This is a genomic window from Micromonospora tarensis (assembly GCF_016803395.1).
GTDB lineage: Bacteria > Actinomycetota > Actinomycetes > Mycobacteriales > Micromonosporaceae > Micromonospora > Micromonospora tarensis.
Genome location: NZ_JAEVHL010000018.1, coordinates 15,578 through 32,361, shown reverse-complemented (window position 1 = coordinate 32,361; position 16,784 = coordinate 15,578). Strand labels below are relative to the sequence as shown.

Annotated in this window: 18 protein-coding genes and 5 pseudogenes; 13 read left to right on the top strand and 10 right to left on the bottom strand. The window is 70.2% G+C overall.

The features are described from left to right. Positions 1-165: 165 nt before the first annotated feature. The 3 genes from JM949_RS06760 (at position 166) to JM949_RS06750 (ending at position 2,716) form a co-directional block, all read left to right on the top strand. Positions 166-396, top strand: coding sequence for a phosphatase PAP2 family protein (locus tag JM949_RS06760; protein ID WP_203147575.1), 231 nt, complete (start codon positions 166-168; stop codon positions 394-396). 374 nt (positions 397-770) lie between these two features. Then, positions 771-2,270, top strand: coding sequence for a SulP family inorganic anion transporter (locus JM949_RS06755; protein ID WP_203147574.1), 1,500 nt, complete (start codon positions 771-773; stop codon positions 2,268-2,270). Further along, on the top strand, positions 2,270-2,716 hold the full coding sequence (locus JM949_RS06750; protein ID WP_203147573.1) for a MerR family transcriptional regulator: 447 nt from the start codon (positions 2,270-2,272) through the stop codon (positions 2,714-2,716). Before JM949_RS06755 ends, JM949_RS06750 begins: the two co-directional genes overlap by 1 nt. A gap of 147 nt (positions 2,717-2,863) precedes the next feature. On the opposite strand, the pseudogene JM949_RS06745 reads toward JM949_RS06750, so the two are convergent. After that, positions 2,864-3,526, bottom strand: a pseudogene (locus JM949_RS06745) (glucose-6-phosphate dehydrogenase); the annotation flags it as partial. 1 nt (position 3,527) lies between these two features. Between JM949_RS06745 and pgi the strand changes: the two are divergent. From pgi to JM949_RS36585, 3 genes and pseudogenes are all read left to right on the top strand, one after another. Further along, a pseudogene (gene pgi, locus JM949_RS06740) lies at positions 3,528-4,543 on the top strand (glucose-6-phosphate isomerase); the annotation flags it as partial. A 76-nt stretch (positions 4,544-4,619) separates the two neighbouring features. Then, positions 4,620-4,952, top strand: a complete 333-nt coding sequence (locus JM949_RS06735) for a hypothetical protein (RefSeq protein ID WP_236646874.1) — start codon at positions 4,620-4,622, stop codon at positions 4,950-4,952. Continuing rightward, positions 4,949-5,122: pseudogene (locus JM949_RS36585) on the top strand (MerR family DNA-binding transcriptional regulator); the annotation flags it as partial. The gene JM949_RS06735 and the pseudogene JM949_RS36585, both read left to right, overlap by 4 nt. Before the next feature lie 39 nt (positions 5,123-5,161). On the opposite strand, the gene JM949_RS06725 reads toward JM949_RS36585, so the two are convergent. From JM949_RS06725 to JM949_RS06705, 5 genes and pseudogenes are all read right to left on the bottom strand, one after another. Further along, positions 5,162-6,409, bottom strand: coding sequence for an MFS transporter (locus JM949_RS06725; RefSeq protein ID WP_203147572.1), 1,248 nt, complete (start codon positions 6,407-6,409; stop codon positions 5,162-5,164). Then, positions 6,409-7,823: pseudogene (locus tag JM949_RS06720) on the bottom strand (FAD-dependent oxidoreductase). Before JM949_RS06720 ends, JM949_RS06725 begins: the two are co-directional and overlap by 1 nt. A 77-nt stretch (positions 7,824-7,900) precedes the next feature. Beyond that, complete coding sequence (locus tag JM949_RS06715) at positions 7,901-8,398, bottom strand: GNAT family N-acetyltransferase (protein ID WP_203147571.1); 498 nt, start codon at positions 8,396-8,398, stop codon at positions 7,901-7,903. Next, the gene (locus JM949_RS06710; protein ID WP_203147570.1) at positions 8,398-8,748 is read right to left on the bottom strand and encodes an ArsR/SmtB family transcription factor; all 351 of its coding nucleotides are present in this window, start codon (positions 8,746-8,748) and stop codon (positions 8,398-8,400) included. The genes JM949_RS06715 and JM949_RS06710 overlap by 1 nt, the downstream gene beginning before the upstream one ends. Positions 8,749-8,787: 39 nt before the next feature. Beyond that, entirely contained in the window at positions 8,788-8,943 is a 156-nt protein-coding gene (locus tag JM949_RS06705) for a hypothetical protein (RefSeq protein ID WP_203147569.1), read from the bottom strand. A 70-nt stretch (positions 8,944-9,013) separates the two neighbouring features. Here JM949_RS06705 and JM949_RS06700 point away from each other — a divergent pair, with 70 nt between their 5' ends. Continuing rightward, positions 9,014-9,391 carry an ArsR/SmtB family transcription factor gene (locus JM949_RS06700; protein WP_203147568.1) on the top strand — a complete coding sequence of 126 codons (378 nt, stop codon included), beginning with the start codon at positions 9,014-9,016 and terminating at the stop codon, positions 9,389-9,391. Here the strand turns inward: JM949_RS06700 and JM949_RS06695 are convergent. Further along, entirely contained in the window at positions 9,363-10,472 is a 1,110-nt protein-coding gene (locus JM949_RS06695) for a flavin-containing monooxygenase (protein WP_203147567.1), read from the bottom strand. The genes JM949_RS06700 and JM949_RS06695 overlap by 29 nt on opposite strands. A gap of 62 nt (positions 10,473-10,534) precedes the next feature. Here JM949_RS06695 and JM949_RS06690 point away from each other — a divergent pair, with 62 nt between their 5' ends. From JM949_RS06690 to JM949_RS06670, 6 genes are all read left to right on the top strand, one after another. After that, positions 10,535-10,864 (top strand): ArsR/SmtB family transcription factor, encoded by a 330-nt coding sequence (locus JM949_RS06690; protein ID WP_203147566.1) that lies wholly within the window; start codon positions 10,535-10,537, stop codon positions 10,862-10,864. Positions 10,865-11,050: 186 nt separating this feature from the next. Beyond that, on the top strand, positions 11,051-11,752 hold the full coding sequence (locus JM949_RS06685) for an arsenate reductase/protein-tyrosine-phosphatase family protein (protein ID WP_203147565.1): 702 nt from the start codon (positions 11,051-11,053) through the stop codon (positions 11,750-11,752). Positions 11,753-11,846: 94 nt separating this feature from the next. Further along, the gene (locus JM949_RS38475) at positions 11,847-11,981 is read left to right on the top strand and encodes a hypothetical protein (protein ID WP_255545536.1); all 135 of its coding nucleotides are present in this window, start codon (positions 11,847-11,849) and stop codon (positions 11,979-11,981) included. Then, positions 11,981-12,388 carry an arsenate reductase ArsC gene (locus tag JM949_RS06680; protein WP_109817794.1) on the top strand — a complete coding sequence of 136 codons (408 nt, stop codon included), beginning with the start codon at positions 11,981-11,983 and terminating at the stop codon, positions 12,386-12,388. Before JM949_RS38475 ends, JM949_RS06680 begins: the two co-directional genes overlap by 1 nt. A gap of 71 nt (positions 12,389-12,459) precedes the next feature. Further along, positions 12,460-13,389, top strand: a complete 930-nt coding sequence (trxB, locus tag JM949_RS06675) for a thioredoxin-disulfide reductase (RefSeq protein WP_203147564.1) — start codon at positions 12,460-12,462, stop codon at positions 13,387-13,389. Between the two features lie 54 nt (positions 13,390-13,443). Then, positions 13,444-14,814: an FAD-dependent oxidoreductase gene (locus JM949_RS06670; protein WP_203147563.1), complete on the top strand. Its 1,371-nt coding sequence runs from the start codon at positions 13,444-13,446 to the stop codon at positions 14,812-14,814. 39 nt (positions 14,815-14,853) lie between these two features. Here the strand turns inward: JM949_RS06670 and JM949_RS06665 are convergent, their stop codons facing one another. The 3 genes and pseudogenes from JM949_RS06665 to pstB form a co-directional block, all read right to left on the bottom strand. Next, a complete protein-coding gene (locus JM949_RS06665; protein WP_109817796.1) occupies positions 14,854-15,222 on the bottom strand; it encodes an ArsR/SmtB family transcription factor in 369 nt (122 codons plus the stop codon). A 77-nt stretch (positions 15,223-15,299) separates the two neighbouring features. Next, on the bottom strand, positions 15,300-15,995 hold the full coding sequence (locus tag JM949_RS06660) for a response regulator transcription factor (protein ID WP_203147562.1): 696 nt from the start codon (positions 15,993-15,995) through the stop codon (positions 15,300-15,302). A 69-nt stretch (positions 15,996-16,064) separates the two neighbouring features. Then, positions 16,065-16,771, bottom strand: a pseudogene (pstB, locus tag JM949_RS06655) (phosphate ABC transporter ATP-binding protein PstB). Between the last annotated feature and the right edge of the window lie 13 nt (positions 16,772-16,784).

The window sequence follows — 16,784 nt, the reverse complement described above, 5'->3', positions numbered from 1 at the left end:
TACGGGCCGTACCCCCGGAGAGCGTGCAGCAGGTGGCCCTGCACAGCACTGATTCGATCGTGGTGCTGCTCGGGCTGCTGTTCCTCGCGTGCATGTGGCGCCACCGCACCCGCCCCTGGCCGCAACGCGCCCTGCTCGTCACGACGCCGGTCGCGGTGTGTCTCGATGGCCGCCGCCCTGGCGACGGCGATCGTCCTGCTCGTCCCGAGGATGACTGTCGTGGCGGTACCGCTGGCAGCGCTTGCGGCCCTGTCCAGGGTCGTCGTCGGGGTGCACTACCCACACGACGTCCTGGGCGGGACGGCGCTCGGCGTCGCGATCACTGCAGCCGTAGCGGCAGGAGCGGCCTCACCCATGTCCCGCCTGGCGGTACATGTACGCGAACGACTGCGCTGACCCCAGCTATCGTCCGATCCTCCCTGGTGGCCGCCTGAACGGCTGTCGTGTCGCAAATCGGACTCGGGACCCCGGCGCGATCCGGGCACCACGCCTGCGACACACCCAACGGGCGCTCACGCCCGGCATTCCCGGTGACACCTCCGGTGATGATCATCACGAAGAGCCGAACTCTACCCTCACCGGAAGGTAGGTTCTACGCAGGTCGTCGAGCTGCGGCTACTGGCCCCTCGAGGTCTTCTCCCGGGCGACGATGCCCGGAAACGGTCCAGAAACGTCCGACCGGTACTGATGTGAAGGTCAAGCGCCGTCCCCCTGGCGGGCACGGCAGCGCGTGTGCGCTCGGCGCGTACACCCCGAACGGAAACGGCTACATGTCTTCTGTGCTGTCCGCGGTCACCCGGCCGCGTCTGTCCCGCCCGTCCTGGCTGTCGCCGAAGGTGTTCCGCACCGAGGTGCTCGCCGGCCTGGTCGTCGCCCTGGCGCTGATCCCCGAGGCGATCAGCTTCTCGATCCTCGCCGGCGTCGACCCCCGCGTCGGCCTGTTCGCGTCCTTCACCATGGCCGTGGTCATCTCGATCTGCGGCGGCCGGCCGGCGATGATCAGTGCCGCGACCGGCGCGATCGCGCTGATCGTCGCACCGCTGGCGAAGGAACACGGCCTCGGCTACCTGATCGCGGCGGTGATCCTCGGCGGGGCGATCCAGGTGCTGCTGGCAGTGCTCGGGGTGGCGAGGCTGATGCGGTTCATCCCGCGCAGCGTCATGGTGGGCTTCGTCAACGCCCTGGCTATCCTGATCTTCGCCGCCCAGGTCCCCTACCTGCTCGGCGTGCCGTGGCTGGTCTACCCGCTCGTCGGGGTCGCGTTGGCGATCATGGTCGGGCTGCCCCGGCTCACCAGGGCCGTACCTGCGCCGCTGGTCGCCATCGTCGTGCTGACCGTGATCACCGTCGCCGCCCACGTGCTGGTGCCGACCGTCGGTGACCAGGGCGCCCTCCCGGACAGCCTGCCTGTGTTCGGTCTGCCCGACGTGCCGTACACCCTCGACACCCTGACCCTGATCGCCCCCTACGCCCTCGGCGTGGCGCTGGTCGGGCTGATGGAGTCGCTGATGACCGCCAAGCTGGTCGACGACATCACCGACACCCGCTCCAACAAGACCCGCGAGTCCTGGGGGCAGGGCGTGGCCAACATCGTCACCGGGTTCTTCGGGGGCATGGGCGGCTGCGCGATGATCGGCCAGACGATGATCAACGTCAAGGCGTCCGGGGCTCGGACCCGCCTGTCGACGTTCCTGTCCGGCGTGTTCCTGCTCATCCTCGTCGTCGCGCTCGGCGACGTCGTCGCGGTGATCCCGATGGCCGCCCTGGTCGCCGTGATGATCATCGTCGCCGTCGGCACGTTCGACTGGCACTCCGTCGCCCCGGCCACGCTCAAGCGGATGCCGCTCGGCGAGACCCTGGTCATGGTCACCACCGTCGGCGCGGTGCTCGCCACCCACAACCTGGCCATCGGCGTGATCGCCGGCGTCCTCACCGCGATGGTCATCTTCGCCCGCCGGGTCGCCCACCTGGTGGAGGTCACCAGCGTGCTGGACCCCGACGAGAGCACCCGGATCTACTCCGTGCACGGTGAGCTGTTCTTCGCCTCCAGCAACGACCTGGTCTTCCAGTTCGACTACGCCAACGACCCGCAGAACGTGGTCATCGACATGACCCACGCCCACGTGTGGGACGCCTCGTCGGTCGCGGCGCTGGACGCGATCACCACCAAGTACGCCGCGCGCGGCAAGACCGTCGAGATCGTCGAGCTGAACAAGCGCAGCGCCGCCATCCACGGGACCCTGGCCGGCAACCTCAGCGGTGGCCACTGATGCCGGAGACGGTGCGAGGCGCCGGGCCGCAGCACAGCTGCGGCCCGGCCGCCGGCCGACTGATGCAGATCGGCGAAGCTGCCGACCGGGTCGGACTGAGCATCCGCACCATCCGCCACTACGAAGATGCCGGGCTGATCGTCCCCTCGGCCCGCAGCGAGGGCGGCTTCCGCCTCTACACCGAACCCGACCTCGACCGCCTCGCCGTGGTCAAGCGGATGAAGCCGCTCGGATTTACCCTCGACGAGATGCGCGACCTGCTCGGCGTCCTGGACGCCCTGCCTACCGCCGGCGATGAGCACCGGCCGGCGCTGCTCGACCGGCTCGGCATGTTCCACACCGTCGCCACCGCCCGCGTGACCGCGCTGCGTGAGCAGCTGGCCACCGCCGAGGGCTTCGCCGACACCCTGCGTGACCGGCTCGACCAGCACACCCCCGACCACTGACTCCACCAGGTCCACGCCACCAGCGGTCTGTGCAATCGAGGTCCGGACGGCGGCGGGGAGACGCTGCTTCCAGGCCACGGGCCTCGTTCCTCCCGTCAATGCCCGCCTCGCTAACCGAGAACCACCGGGAGCAGCAACACCTCAGACTCAAATCACCCCGCCGGGAGCCGGGGCCAGCAGTGACTCGTTCAGGCCTTGGCTACCGGCCGGGTACTCCTGTAGGGGCACCTTCCCCGCTCGCCACGCGTCGAGCACCGGCTCCACGATGCGCCAGCAGTCCTCAGCGGTGTCGCCCCGCACCGAGAGCGTCGGGTCGCCGTCGAAGGCGCCGCGCAGCACCTCCCCGTACGGCGGCAACTCACCGGGCCCGAAGTCGGCCACCAGGTGCACCTGGTCCAGTTCGAGGGGGTTGCCCGGGCCGTTGATGTTGACGTCGAGGCCGAGCCGGTCCGAGCCGAAGCCGATCCGCAGCCGGTCGGGCTGCTCGTACCCGGTGAGCCCGGTGGGCACCCGGGGCGGTTGCCGGAAGGTGATGACAGCCTCCTTGCGCCGACCGGCGAGCGCCTTCCCCGAGCGCAGCCGGAACGGCACGCCCGCCCACCGCCAGGTGTCCACGGCCAGCACCAACTCCGCCAGGGTCTCGGTCCCCCGGGTCGCGTCAATGCCGGCCTCGTCGGCGTAGCCGAGGAGCCGCCGCCCGTCTACCTCCCCGGCCGTGTACCGGGCCCGCCGGCTCCACCGCACCGGATCGCCGTCCCACAGCCTCGTGGCCCGCAGCACCTGCGCCTTGCGCCCGCGCAGATCCCGGGCCCAGGCGCGACGGTGGCTGCTGTCCGCGCTCGGCGACGACGAGACGGCGGTCGCCCGGCACTTCGTCGCGGTCAGCACCAGCGAGCAGCGGGTCCGCGACTTCGGCATCGACCCGGAAAACATGTTCGGCTTCTGGGACTGGGTGGGTGGCCGGTACTCCCTGCCCTCAGCGGTGGGCCTGTCGGTGATGCTGTCCATCGGGCCGGACCGCTTTAGCGAGATGCTGGCCGGCTACCACGCCGTCGACGAGCACTTCCGCACCACGCCGCTGAAGCGCAACGTGCCGGTGCTGCTGGGGCTGCTCAACGTCTGGTACACCAACTTCCTCGGCGCGCAGACCCACGCCGTGCTGCCGTACTCCCAGTACCTGCACCGACTGCCGGCGTACCTGCAACAACTCACCATGGAGAGCAACGGCAAGTCGGTCACGGTGGACGGCGTGCCGGTGTCGTACGACACCGGTGAGATCTTCTGGGGTGAGCCGGGAACCAACGGGCAGCACGCCTTCTACCAGCTGATCCACCAGGGCACCCGGCTGGTGCCCGCCGACTTCATCGCCGTCAGCGAACCCAGCCACGACCTCGGCGACATGCATGACCTGTTCATGTCCAACTTCTTCGCCCAGACCGCAGCGCTGGCCTTCGGCCGCACCGCCGAGGAGGTGACGGCAGAGGGGGGACTCCCGCGCACCTGGTGCCGCACCGGGTTATGGCCGGCAACCACCCCACCACGTCGATCGTCGCCCCCAAGCTGACCCCCGGCACGTTCGGGCAACTGGTGGCCCTCTACGAGCACATCGTCTTGACCGAGGGCGCGATCTGGGGCATCAACCCCTTCGACCAGTGGGGCGTCGAACTGGGAAAGGTGATGGCCAGCCAGCTCGCGCCGCTACTCACCGGAGAGCAACCAGACCTCGGCCGCACCGACTCGTCCACCGCTGAGCTGATCCGCCGGTATCGGGGCCAGCGCGGACGTGCCTCACGCCGGACCGTCGGGGACGTGCTGAACGACGAATAGCCTCTGGTCCTGCGGGCGGTCCGTCAGCGGAGACGACGGTCAAGGGCTTGCATCCTGTACCTGGACCGTCATGGGCATGACCAGCGATGACCAGGCGTGGGTGCCCGAGGCGTGCACCTTGCCGACCGTGGAACGGCCGCTGCGGCTGGCCGAGTTCGATGACCTGTTTGCGACCGCCCTGCGCGATCAGCAGCGGCTGTCGCCGACCGCGCTGCGGTGGCGCCTGGATAAGACAGCCGAGACAACGGCGCGGGAGCTGACCGGCAGGGAGAGCTCGTGCTGTTCGTTCCTCTCGTTCGCGTTCACCGAAGACGGCGACGGGCTTCGCCTCGACGTGCAGGTTCCGGCCGCGCACGTCGAGGTCCTTGACGCGCTCGCGCAGCGGGCCGCCGCCGGGATGGCGGCGTGAGCGGGTTGCGCAGCAGTCAGGCCGCCGGGGCGGCCGGAGTGAATCCGCAGACGCTGCGCTACTACGAGCGCAGGGGCTTGCTGGCGGAGCCGGAGCGCAGTCTGGGCGGGCACCGTCTGTACCCGCAGGAGGCGGTCGTCGTGTTGAAGGTGATCAAGGCGGCGCAGCGACTCGGGTTCACTGATCGCCTCAGGTCTGGGGCTGAAGGGTCATGGCGCAGGGGTTCTCGCTCGGAGAGTCATGCCGATGGCGGCGAGCGCGCAGCAGGTCGCCACGGCGGCAAGCAGCGGCGTGTATCCGTCAGCGGTATGCAGGAGAACGGCGGCTGCCAGGGGTGCGGTGGCTTTGGCGATGGTGACGGGGGCGGCGAGGCGTCCGGCGATGCTGGCGTAGGCGGTGGTGCCGTAGCGGTCGGCGAGCAGGGCTGGGGTGGCGAGGCTGGTGATGCCGAAGCCGAGTCCGAAGCCGACGACGGTGATGACAGCGCCGGTGCGGGTGTCGGCGAGCAGGGGCATGGTGAGGATGGCGGCGGCTTGGGTGGCGAAGACGGCGGCCACGATCGTGGTGACGCGTAGGTGTCGGCGGGCGGCGGTGAGGACGAGCCGGCCGGTGACCGACAGGACGCCGAGCAGGCCGGTGGCGGTGGCGGCGAAGGTGGCGGGATGGTCACGGCTCATCAGGTAGCCGACGAGGTGGACGGTCATGGTGCTGGTGGCCGCGCCCTGCGCGATGAACGTTGCGGTCAGGATCCAGAATCGGGCGTCGCGCGTCGCGGCCTTGGCGAGCACGCGCCGTTGGGCGTGGGCCGGCGGGTTGGGGTCAGCAGGTGTCGGCGCCGCTGATGTCCGGGGTCGGCGGATGGTGAGTGCGTGCAGGGGCACGGTGACCAGGCCGTGGATGACGGCGAGGACGAGGAGCGCGCCGCGCCAGCCAAGGTGTGCGGCCAGGAGACCGGTCAGGGGCATGAAGATGGTGCTGGCGAAGCCGGCCACGATGGTGACGGCCAACAGGGCCGTGGCGCGTCGGTCTGGGGTGAACCAAGCGATGACGACGGCGAAGGCTGGCTCGTAGAGCACCATCGCGCCGGTGATTCCGATGCCGACCATGACCGCGTAGAGCTGACCGATGGTCTGCACCTGGGACCACGCCACGAGCAGAGCGGTGGCCGCGATCGACCCGGCGGTCATCAGCGCGCGCCCGCCGTGGTGGTCGAGCCACCTGCCGACCGGGATGGCCATGACGGCACCCGCGAGGACGGAAACGGTGAGCGCGCCGGTGACGGCGGTGGTCGAGGCGCCGAGGGTGGCCGCCATGGGGCGCAGCAGCACCGGGTAGGCGTAGTAGAGGGTGCCGTAGCCGACGGTGGAGGTGATGGCCAGGGCGGCGACGATTCGCCAGCCGTGGGCGTGGTGCCCGCCGACCGTGAGGTCGGCGGGCACCGTCGCGGTGGTGGGCATCAACTGCAGCAGCCACCGGCCTGACCGCCGGACGGGGCGGTGTCGAGGGTGACCAGGTTCAACGGTGTGGACAGCAGCCCGCCGGAGATGCCGGTGGCGAGTCCACGCGCTGCGGGTTCGGCGGTGGGCGCCGGCCCGCAGCAGCTGTCGCCGGTGGCAGAGTCGTCCGGGTTGCTGTTGCACACCCCGGTCTCGGGCAGGTCGAGTTGGACGTCGCGGGCGGCGTCCCAGTCTCCGGCGAGGGCGGCGACGACGGAGCGAACCTGCTCGTAGCCGGTGGCCATCAGGAACGTCGGCGCGCGGCCGTAGGCCTTCATGCCGACGGCGTAGTAGCCGACCTCCGGATGGGCGAGCTCGTCGACACCGTGCGGGGGCACGGTGCCGCAGGAGTGCTCGTTCGGGTCGATCAGCGGGGCCAGGGCGCGGGCGGCCCCCATGATCGGGTCGAGGTCCAGGCGCAGCTCGGCGGCGATCGAGTGGTCCGGGCGGAAGCCGGTGGCGGCGACGATCCGGTCGACGGTGGCCGATTCCTCGCTGCCGTCGGCGTGGCGCACCGCCACACTCACCCGGCCGTCTGTCGGGGTGAGGGCGTGCACGGAGAAGCCGGTGAGCAGCCGGATTCGGCCGGCGTCGACGTGGGCGCGCAGCCGTGAGCCCAGGGCACCGCGAGCCGGGAGGGCGTCGGCGTCCCCGCCGCCGTAGGTACGCGCCGGTGAGGCGGTCCGGATCGCCCAGGTCACTTCGGTGCCCGGCGTGGACTCGGCCAGTTCGGCCAGGGACAGCAGCGTGTTCGCGGCGGAGTGGCCGGCCCCGACGACGAGAGTGTGCCGTCCGGCGAAGCGGTCCCGGGCCGCGCCGAGAACATCGGGCAGCGCGTGCTCCAGGAACGCAGCGACAGTGGACTCGCCTCGGGCGGGCAGGCCGGACGCGCCCAGGACATTCGGGGTGCCCCAGGTGCCCGAGGCGTCGATCACCGCGCGGGCGAGGAGCTCCTCGCCGTCGGCGAGGCGGATCAGGAACGGCGTGGACTCACGACCGGCAGTGCGCAGCCGGTCAAGGCCCAGGCGGCTGATCGCCTCGACCCGGACGCGTAACGCAGGTACGGCTTGAGCTGCGGCAGCTGGGCAAGGGGTTGGAGGTAGTCGTCGACGAGCTCCGCTCCGGTGGGCAGGGCCTCCAGGTCAGGGGCGACCCAGTCCGCCTCGTCGAGGAGGCGGCGGGCGGCCGGGTCGATGTTGTAGCGCCACGGGGAGAACACGCGCACGTGGCCCCACTGCCGCACGGCGGCACCCGGGGTGTCTCCTGCTTCCAGGACGGTAAAGGCGATGCCCCGCTCGTGCAGGTGCGCGGCGGCGGCCAAGCCGACCGGGCCGGCGCCGATGACCACGACGGGTAGCTCGTTCGGGGTGCTCATCGATCAAACTCCTCTGCGTTGATGACTGTCGAATCAAATGGGTAGACGGGACTCCGCGGTTGCGGGGCCGGGGTCGGTCAGGTGACGACGGGACTGCGCCGCTCGAGCAGGACGACGTCACGCCAGCGGTCGTAGTGGCGACCGACCCGCTCGCGCACGCCGATGACCCGGAAGCCGGCCCGCGCGTGCAGGGTGAGGCTGGCGGCGTTGTCGGGGAAGACTCCGGACTGGATGGTCCAGATGCCGGCGGCGTCGGTAGAGGCGATCAGTGTGTCGAGCAGCAGCCGGGCGACGCCGCGGCCCTGCGCGGCGGAATCGACGTAGACGGAGTGCTCGATCACACCGGCGTAGACCGCGCGACCCGAGGTGGTCGCGACGGCGATCCAACCGACCACCGTGTCGGTCCCGTCGACCGCCACGAAACGGTGCTCGGGCAGCTTCGCCGCGTCGAACGCCGCCCAGGTGGGTGCGGTCGTCTCGAAGCTGGCATTGCCGGCGTCGAGTCCGGCCTGGTAGATCGCCAGGACCCGCTCGGCGTCATCGTCCCGCAGGGGGCGCACCGTGCTGTCGGCCATCAGCAGGCTCCGTTCGGGTTCGGGGCAGGTCGGCCCATGACGACGTCCGCGGCGGAGGGGAAGCAGTCGACGCAGGCGTCGTTGATCCGGTAGTGGCGGGCGGTGCCGATCGGTTCGACGAGGACGAATCGCACCTCGGTGAGGATCTTCAGGTGCTGCGAGACGGTGGACTGCGCCAAGCCGATCGCGGCGACGATCTCCCTCACGCTCATCGCCTGAGCCTGCCGGGCAAGGTACTCGACGATCTGCACTCGAGTCGGGTCAGCTAGCGCCCGGAACCACGACGCGTATGTCTGCGCCGTCGTCCGATCGAGTAGCTCGGCCACCCCCACCACCCCTTCATCGTTCATCGCCGATAGGCGATTAAGCCTACCAACCGCGAGCGGCGATCATCGACCGAAGGTCGCGTGGGCGGCCCGCGTCGCGTCGAAGCGGCGCCGGGCACGCTGCTCGGCGGTGCTCACCTCGGCACAGGAGTCGCAAAATCGGACACCGGCCGTCGATGCCCTCGGTCGGCGCGTGAGCCTGAACATGATCTCCTCCATCTCCCCACTGTCTCGACGTCTGTCGAAACAGACAGTTGCACATTGATTAGAGGGATGTCAACCTAGAGGAATGTCGAAGCAAGCTGCGCCCCTCACCCTCGCCGACGTGACCGCCGAGGTGTTCTGCTGCCAACCCCTGGCGCAGCACCGCGTGCCGGCCGAGACCGCCGCGCTGCTCGCGCCGGCGTTCAAGGCCCTCGGCGATCCGGTCCGGCTGCAGCTGATGTCGATGATCGCCTCTGCCGAGGGCGGAGAGGCGTGCGTTTGCGACCTCACCCCGGCCTTCAACCTCACCGGCCCCACCATTTCGCATCACCTCAAGACCCTGCGGGAGGCCGGCCTCGTCGACGCCGAGCGGCGCGGCACCTGGGTGTACTACCGGGCTCGGCCGGCCGTCCTGCGCCAACTCGCGGCGCTGCTCAGCATCGAACCGGCAACCGCGTCATAGGCTGCAACCGGCGCCGCGATCGGCCGGACTGGTAGGCAGCGAGGGCGGCAACGACATGCGCCGCGTCGCGCCCGACGCCGCGAAGGGTGTTCGACGAGAACGACCGCTGGAACTCCAACCCGAGATAGACCAGTCCTCGATGGGTCGTGGAGACACCTGCAACGTGGCGGGGCATGCCGTCATCCAGGGTGCCGAGCGGAGCGAGGTAGTCGAGGTGCGGGCGGTAGCCGGTCGCAAAGATCACCGCATCGAGCGCCTCGTGCGTACCGTCCGCCCAGATGACGCCGTCGGCGGTGAAGGCGGTGAACATTTCCCGGCGGGCAAGCAGGCCGGCGGTGATCGCGTCGCGGTAGACGCCGGTGTCAAGCACGGCGGCATGGCGGACGAGTCGGGTGAGCACTGCTCGGGACAGCAGGTCCGCACCGGTGACGCGGAGCCAGTGGTGCAGGTCCCGGCCTCGGACGCGCTGCGGCATGAACTGGATCGGCGCCCGGGTGGCGAGGGTGACCCTCGCGTGTGGCGCGAGCTCGTAGGCGACCTGGAGGGCGGAGTTCCCGGCACCCACGACGAGGACCCGCTTGCCGGCATACGGCTCGGGCCGCCGGTAGTGCGCGACATGCCGCACCTCGCCGACGTAGGCATCCTTGCCGGGCAGTACCGGCAGGTACGGATTGCCGAAGGATCCGCTCGCGGCGACGATGCCCGCCGCAGCAATCTCGTCGCCGCCGTCGGTCTGGACGAGGTAGCCCCCGCCCGGGCGCGGGTGCACAGCGGTTACCCGGGTGCCGGTGCGGATCTCGGCGTCGATGCTTGCGGAATAGCGGCGCAGATAGGCGGCGACCTCGTCGCGGGTCGGGTAGCGGTCGGGGTCTCCCCCGTCGAAGGCCATGCCGGGCAGGCTGCTGTAACGGGCCGGGGAGAACAGGGTGAGGCTGTCGTAGTAGTCGGGCCAGGACCCCACCGGCGCGGTGCCTGCTTCCAGGACGACGGGGCGCAGGCCAGCGGAGAGGGCGGCGTGGGCGGCGGCGAGACCGGACTGGCCGCCGCCGACGATGACGACGGGTTCTTTAGAGGTGGTCACTCCAACATCATATCGTCGTTTAGTTGAATGACAATATGATGGTGATGCGAGAAGGTGGGGCCATGGATGAGCCAGAGCCCGCAGCGGTCGCGCCCGACGCCGCACCAACCGGGCTCGGGCCGGACACGCAGGAGTTCCTCAAGGCGCTCGGCAGCCCGACGCGACAGCGGATCATGATGCTGTTCTCCCAAGGCGCCGAGATGTCCGTAGGGGAAGTCGCCGAGCGCACGGGCATCAGCCAAGCGACAGCGTCGCAGCAGCTGACCCTGCTACGCCGGGGGCGGATCGTGACCTCACGGCGCGAGGGGAAGACCGTGTACTACCGCGCCGACCGCGACGGCGCCGTCGCGGCGCTGGCCGAGCTGCAGTCGTATCTGATGACCTGCTGCTGACAGCAGCCGCACGGCCCAGCCGTGACGTGAACCCCTGCTTCCCGGCCAATCGCCCTCGGCGCGAGCCGCCTGCCCGCTCGGCGCACCTCAGGCCCGAGCGTCAGCCTCGGCCGAGCCTCCGACCAGTCGGGCCGCCGACTCGCCGCCACTTGACAACATTCCTGTAGGTCAGCAATAGTTGAGTCAATGACTACTGAGCTTGCATCGCTGTCGGGGCGCGCCCGGATTCACGCCGCGCTCGGCGATCCGTCGCGCCTGGCGGTCGTCGACGCGCTCACCTTGGGCGACGCCTCTCCTGGCGAGATCGCCCACGACCTTCAGATGCCGACGAATCTGGTCGCCCACCACGTCAAGGTCCTCAGCGAGGCCGGCCTCGTCGTTCGCGGCCGGTCCGAGGGAGACCGCCGTCGCACCTACCTGCGGCTGCGGCCCGAGGCATTGACCGCGTTGACGCCAGCGCCGATGGCCGGCGTGGGTCGGGTGGTGTTCGTCTGCACCCGCAACTCGGCCCGCTCGCAGCTCGCCGCCGCCCTCTGGTCGGACCGCACGCACACCTCGGCGGCATCGGCCGGAACGCAGCCGGCAGAGCGGGTTCATCCGCGCGCCGTCGCCGTGGCTCAGCGCCACGGGCTGCTGCTGGACGCGACCGGCACCGCGCACGTCGCGGACATCGTGCGTGACGACGACCTGCTGATCGCCGTCTGCGACAACGCCCACGAGGAACTCACCGACCCGGCCCGGCCCCGGCTGCACTGGTCGGTCCCCGACCCGGTCCGCATCGACACCGACGACGCCTTCGAGGCCGCGTTCACCGACCTCGCCGCCCGCATCGACCGCGTCGCCCCCATCGTCACCGCCGCCATGAACTCGGGCGAGCGCTACGACTGACACCAGCCCTACCCACGCGGTGACCGAGCGCGATCCAGCGACCGACCGCACCGCATGAGCACCGAGCCGCAGCAGAGTGGGGCATCGGGAACTGATGAATCCATCGCGTCCCGTCGGCCGCTACGACCTGCTCGACCGCAACAGCGACCCCGCCCGCACCCTGCCCGCGATACCTGACCGGGCGCCGGTCAACCGGCTCCGCAACCTACCCTGCAAGAAAGGCTCCTGATGTCCGACAAGCCCAGCGTCCTGTTCGTCTGCGTCCACAACGCCGGCCGCTCCCAAATGGCCGCCGGCTGGCTGCGCCACCTCGCCGGCGACACCGTCGAAGTCCGCTCCGCCGGCTCCGCCCCCGCCGACACCGTCAACCCTGCCGCCGTCGAGGCGATGCGCGAGGTCGGCATCGACATCACCGGCCAGACGCCGAAACTCCTCGAGTACGCCACGGCCGAGTCATCGGACGTCATCGTCACCATGGGTTGTGGTGACGCCTGCCCCGTCTTCCCGGGCAAGCGCTACGAGGACTGGAAGCTCGAAGACCCCGCCGGCAAGGGCGTCGAATCCGTGCGCCCGATCCGCGACGAGATCCGTACCCGGGTGGAGAAGCTCCTCGGCGAGCTGCGCACCGCCGCCTGACCCTGTCAACCACCCCCCGCTCGCCGACCCCGTCGTCGGCGGGCGGCTCTCCCCTGAGCAGGAGACCTCCCGTGTCCGACTCGCACCGCCTGATCATCATCGGCTCCGGACCCGCCGGATACACCGCCGCCCTCTACGCCGCCCGCGCCAACCTCGCGCCTCTCGTCATCGAGGGCAGCCAGTCCGGCGGTGCGCTGATGACCACCACCGAGGTGGAGAACTTTCCCGGCTTCCCCGACGGGATCACCGGCCCCGACCTGATGGACACCATGCGCAAGCAGGCCGACCGCTTCGGCGCCCAGTTCATCACCGACGACGTCACCCGCGTCGACCTCACCGGCCCTACCAAGACCGTGTGGGTCGGCGAAAAGGCCTACCAGGCGGACGCGGTCATCCTGGCCACCGGTTCCGCCTGGCGCCCCCTCGGCGTTGCCGGCGAGCAGGAACTTCTCGGCCACGGCGTGTCCGCCTGCGCCACCTGCGACGGGTTCTTCTTCCGGGACCAGGACATCGCGGTGGTCGGCGGCGGCGACACCGCGATGGAAGAAGCCACCTTCCTCACCCGCTTCGCCCGCACTGTCACCATCGTCCACCGCCGCGACACGTTCCGCGCCAGCCAGATCATGGCCGAGCGCGCGTTGAGTAACGGCAAGATCCGGGTGGTGTGGAACAGCGTCGTCGAGGAGATCCTCGGCCAGGACGGCGCCGTCGTCGGGGCCCGCCTGCGCGACGTCCACACCGGCGAGACCCGCGTCCTGGATGTCACCGGCGTGTTCGTCGCCATCGGCCACGACCCTCGCAGCGAACTCTTCCGCGGCCAGGTGAGGCTCGACGACGACGGCTACGTCACCGTCGACTCCCCCGGCACCCGCACCAACCTGCCCGGCGTCTTCGCCGCCGGCGACCTCGTCGACCACACCTACCGCCAGGCCATCACCGCCGCCGGCACCGGCTGCGCCGCCGCCCTCGACGCCGAGCGGTACCTCGCCGCCCAGTCCTGAGCCGTCCCCGGGTTCGCCGGTGCCGGCGGCCACCCAACCCTCGCAGGGAGAAACGTGACGCGTCTGCTCGTCATCGGTGGCAGCGACGCCGGTATCAGCGCCGGCCTGCGCGCCCGTGAACTCGACCCCGGCGCCGAGGTGACGCTCCTCGTCGCCGATGCCTACCCGAACTTCAGCATCTGCGGCATCCCGTACCACGTGTCCGGTGATGTCCCCGACTGGCGCAGCCTCGCCCACCGCAGCAGCGACGACCTGAACAAGGCCGGCCTGCGGGTGAGGCTCAATCACCGTGCCACCGCCATCGACGCGGGCACGCACACGGTCACCGCGACCACGCCGGACGGCACCACCACGACCCTGGACTACGACCGGCTCGTCATCGGCACCGGGGCCGTCGCGGTACGCCCACCGATCGCTGGCCTCAACCAGCTCGGGCCGGCCGACGGCCTCCACACGCTGCACACCATGGGTGACACCTTCGCCCTCCTGCAATCGGTGCAGCAGCGCCGGGCGCGCTCGGCGGTCATCGTCGGCGCCGGCTACATCGGCCTGGAAATGGCCGAAGCGCTCACCACCCGCGGCCTGCAGGTCACCCTCATCGAGCAGGTCAACCAGGTCATGCCCACCATTGACCCGGAGCTGGCCCAACCCCTCGCCGAGCACCTGCAAGGTCAGGACGTCACGGTGCGGTGCGCCACCACGGTTCACGCCGTCACCTCCGACGGCGACCGGCTGCGTGTCGACACCGATGCCACCACCTACGAGGCGGACGTCGTCCTTGTCGTCACCGGAGTCCGCCCAGACACCGACCTCGCCGCAACCGCGGGCGTCACCCTCGGCGTGCACGGTGCGATCGCGGTCGACCGACAGATGCGTACCAACCTGCCCGACGTCTTCGCCGCCGGTGACTGTGTGCACACCTACCACCGGCTCCTCGACCGGCACGTGTACCTGCCGCTGGGCAGCACCGCCCACAAGCAGGGCCGGGTCGCGGGCACGAACGCGCTCGGCGGGGAAGCCTTGTTCGCCGGATCGCTGGGCACCCAGGCCGTCAAGGTCTTCGACCTCGTCGCCGCCGGCACCGGGCTGCGCGACGACCACGCCCGCAAGGCCGGCTACGACCCGGTCACCGTGGCCTCCACCGCCGACGATCACAAGGCGTACTACCCAGGCGCGACACCCGTCCGAGTCCGAGTCACCGGGGACCGCCGCACCGGCAGACTCCTCGGCGCGCAACTGCTCGGCACCCGCGGTGCTGACATCGCCAAGCGCATCGACACGTACGCCACCGCTATCTCCTACGGCGCCAGCGTCGCCGACATCGCCGAGCTCGACCTGTCGTACACCCCACCGTTGGGCAGCCCGTGGGACGCCGTGCAGATCGCCGCCACGAACTGGCAGCGAGAGGTGACGGAGAAGCGCTGAGGCGAACGGCTTCGCGTCTGAGCCCAGCGGCCGAGCCGGTCAGGACACGATCGGCAGGAGACGCCGCTTCGGCAGGAGGTGCTTGACGGGTTCCAGCTGCCCAGGGTTGAGGGAGTACCAGACCCAGCTGCCGCGCTTGTTGCGATTCAGCACGCCCGCCTCGACCAGGATCTTCAGGTGGTGGCTGATCGCCGGCTGGGTCATGTCGAACGCCTCGGTCAGGTCACAGACGCACGCCTCACCGCTCGGCGCGACCTCGATGATCGACAGGATCTGCAGCCGGGTGGGGTCGGAGAGGGCCTTGAACAGCCGGGCGAACTGTTCGGCGTCGACGCGCGGTAACGGCGGCCCCACCGGAGCGGGCGCGCACGCAGGCGCGACGGCCGGGGCGGTGGCGGCGGAAGACATGATCCGAGTCTAGGAAGCCCTGCTCAGGGGTCGAATGACCGGAAGGTGAACAGCAAGTGACGCCGATCACGAGGTGACTACGGTGGGTCGAGACGGTATCCCATCCCGCGTACGGAAACGATGATCGAGGGTTTCCGCAGGTTATCGCCGAGCCGGCGCCGCAGGCGCCGAATGTGCACGTTCAGGGTGTTGGACGCGTCCCCTTCGCCGCTCCAGAGCAGCCGGTTGATCTGGTGTCGGGTGACGACCCGGCGGGCGTGCAGCATGAGCAGGTGCAACAGCTCGAACTCCCGCATCGGCAGTTCGATGCGCCTGCCGGCCAGCCGCACCTCGTGCGCCGCCGGGTCCAGCCGCAGCGTCCCCACCTCCACGGCGACCTGAAAGTCCGCTGCGGTGTCCGGGGAGATCGCGCGCAGCATCGGCAGGATTTCCGTGACGCGGTACGGTCGGGCGACGCAGGCGGTGGCACCTGCGGCGAGGGCGAGGCTGCCTTCCATTCCGTCGTGCTCTCCCACCCCGACGAGGGTGGGAATGCAGGCGCGGGTGTGCAGGGCGCGCGCGATGGTCGAGCCGCGCATGGGCGGGACGTCGGTGGCCGTGAGGACGGCGTCGGGTAGCAGCGCGCCGGCCTGCAGCAGGGCGTCGGCCGGGTCGCCGGTGACGACGACGTCGATCTGCCGCTCCTGCAGCTGCTCGGCGAGGGCGTTGGCCGTGCTGGTGTCGGGGTCGAGGACCAGGAGCAGGAATCGGGTCCTGGTGGTCTGCGGTGTCATGGGTTGGCACCGCGGCGTCTCGATGGAATCGGGCTGCATTGTTGGCCTTCGCTGACGAGATTGGGCGGGTCAGCCGAATCGGCCGGTGATGTATTCCTCGGTGCGCTTCTGGGCCGGGTTGGTGAAGATCTTGTTGGTGGTGTCGTACTCGATGAGCCGGCCGTGTCGCTCGCCCTGCTCGTCGACCTCGGCGGTGAAGAACGCGGTGCGGTGCGAGACCCGGGCGGCCTGCTGCATGTTGTGGGTGACGATGACGATGGTGTAGTCGCGGCTCAGCTCGAACATCAGGTCTTCGATCTTGCTGGTGGCGATCGGGTCGAGCGCCGAGCACGGCTCGTCCATGAGGATGACCTCGGGGCTTACGGCGATGGTGCGGGCGATGCACAGCCGTTGCTGCTGCCCACCGGACAGGGCGAGAGCTGACTGCTTCAGCTTGTCTTTGACCTCGTCCCACAGGGCGGCGCGGCGCAGGGCCTTCTCCACCAGTTCGTCCATGTTGGACACTCGCATGCCCGTGACGCGGGGCCCGTAGGCGATGTTGTCGTAGATCGACTTGGGGAACGGGTTGGGTTTCTGGAACACCATGCCGATACGGCGGCGGACCTCGATGGGGTCGACCTCACGGGCGTAGAGGTCCTCGCGTGGTAGGTGACCCGGCCGGCGACGCGGGCGCCGGGGATGAGGTCGTTCATCCGGTTGAGCGAGCGCAACACGGTGGACTTGCCGCACCCGGAGGGGCCGATCAGGGCGGTGATCTGGTGCCGGCCGATGGTCATGTCGACGCCTCGG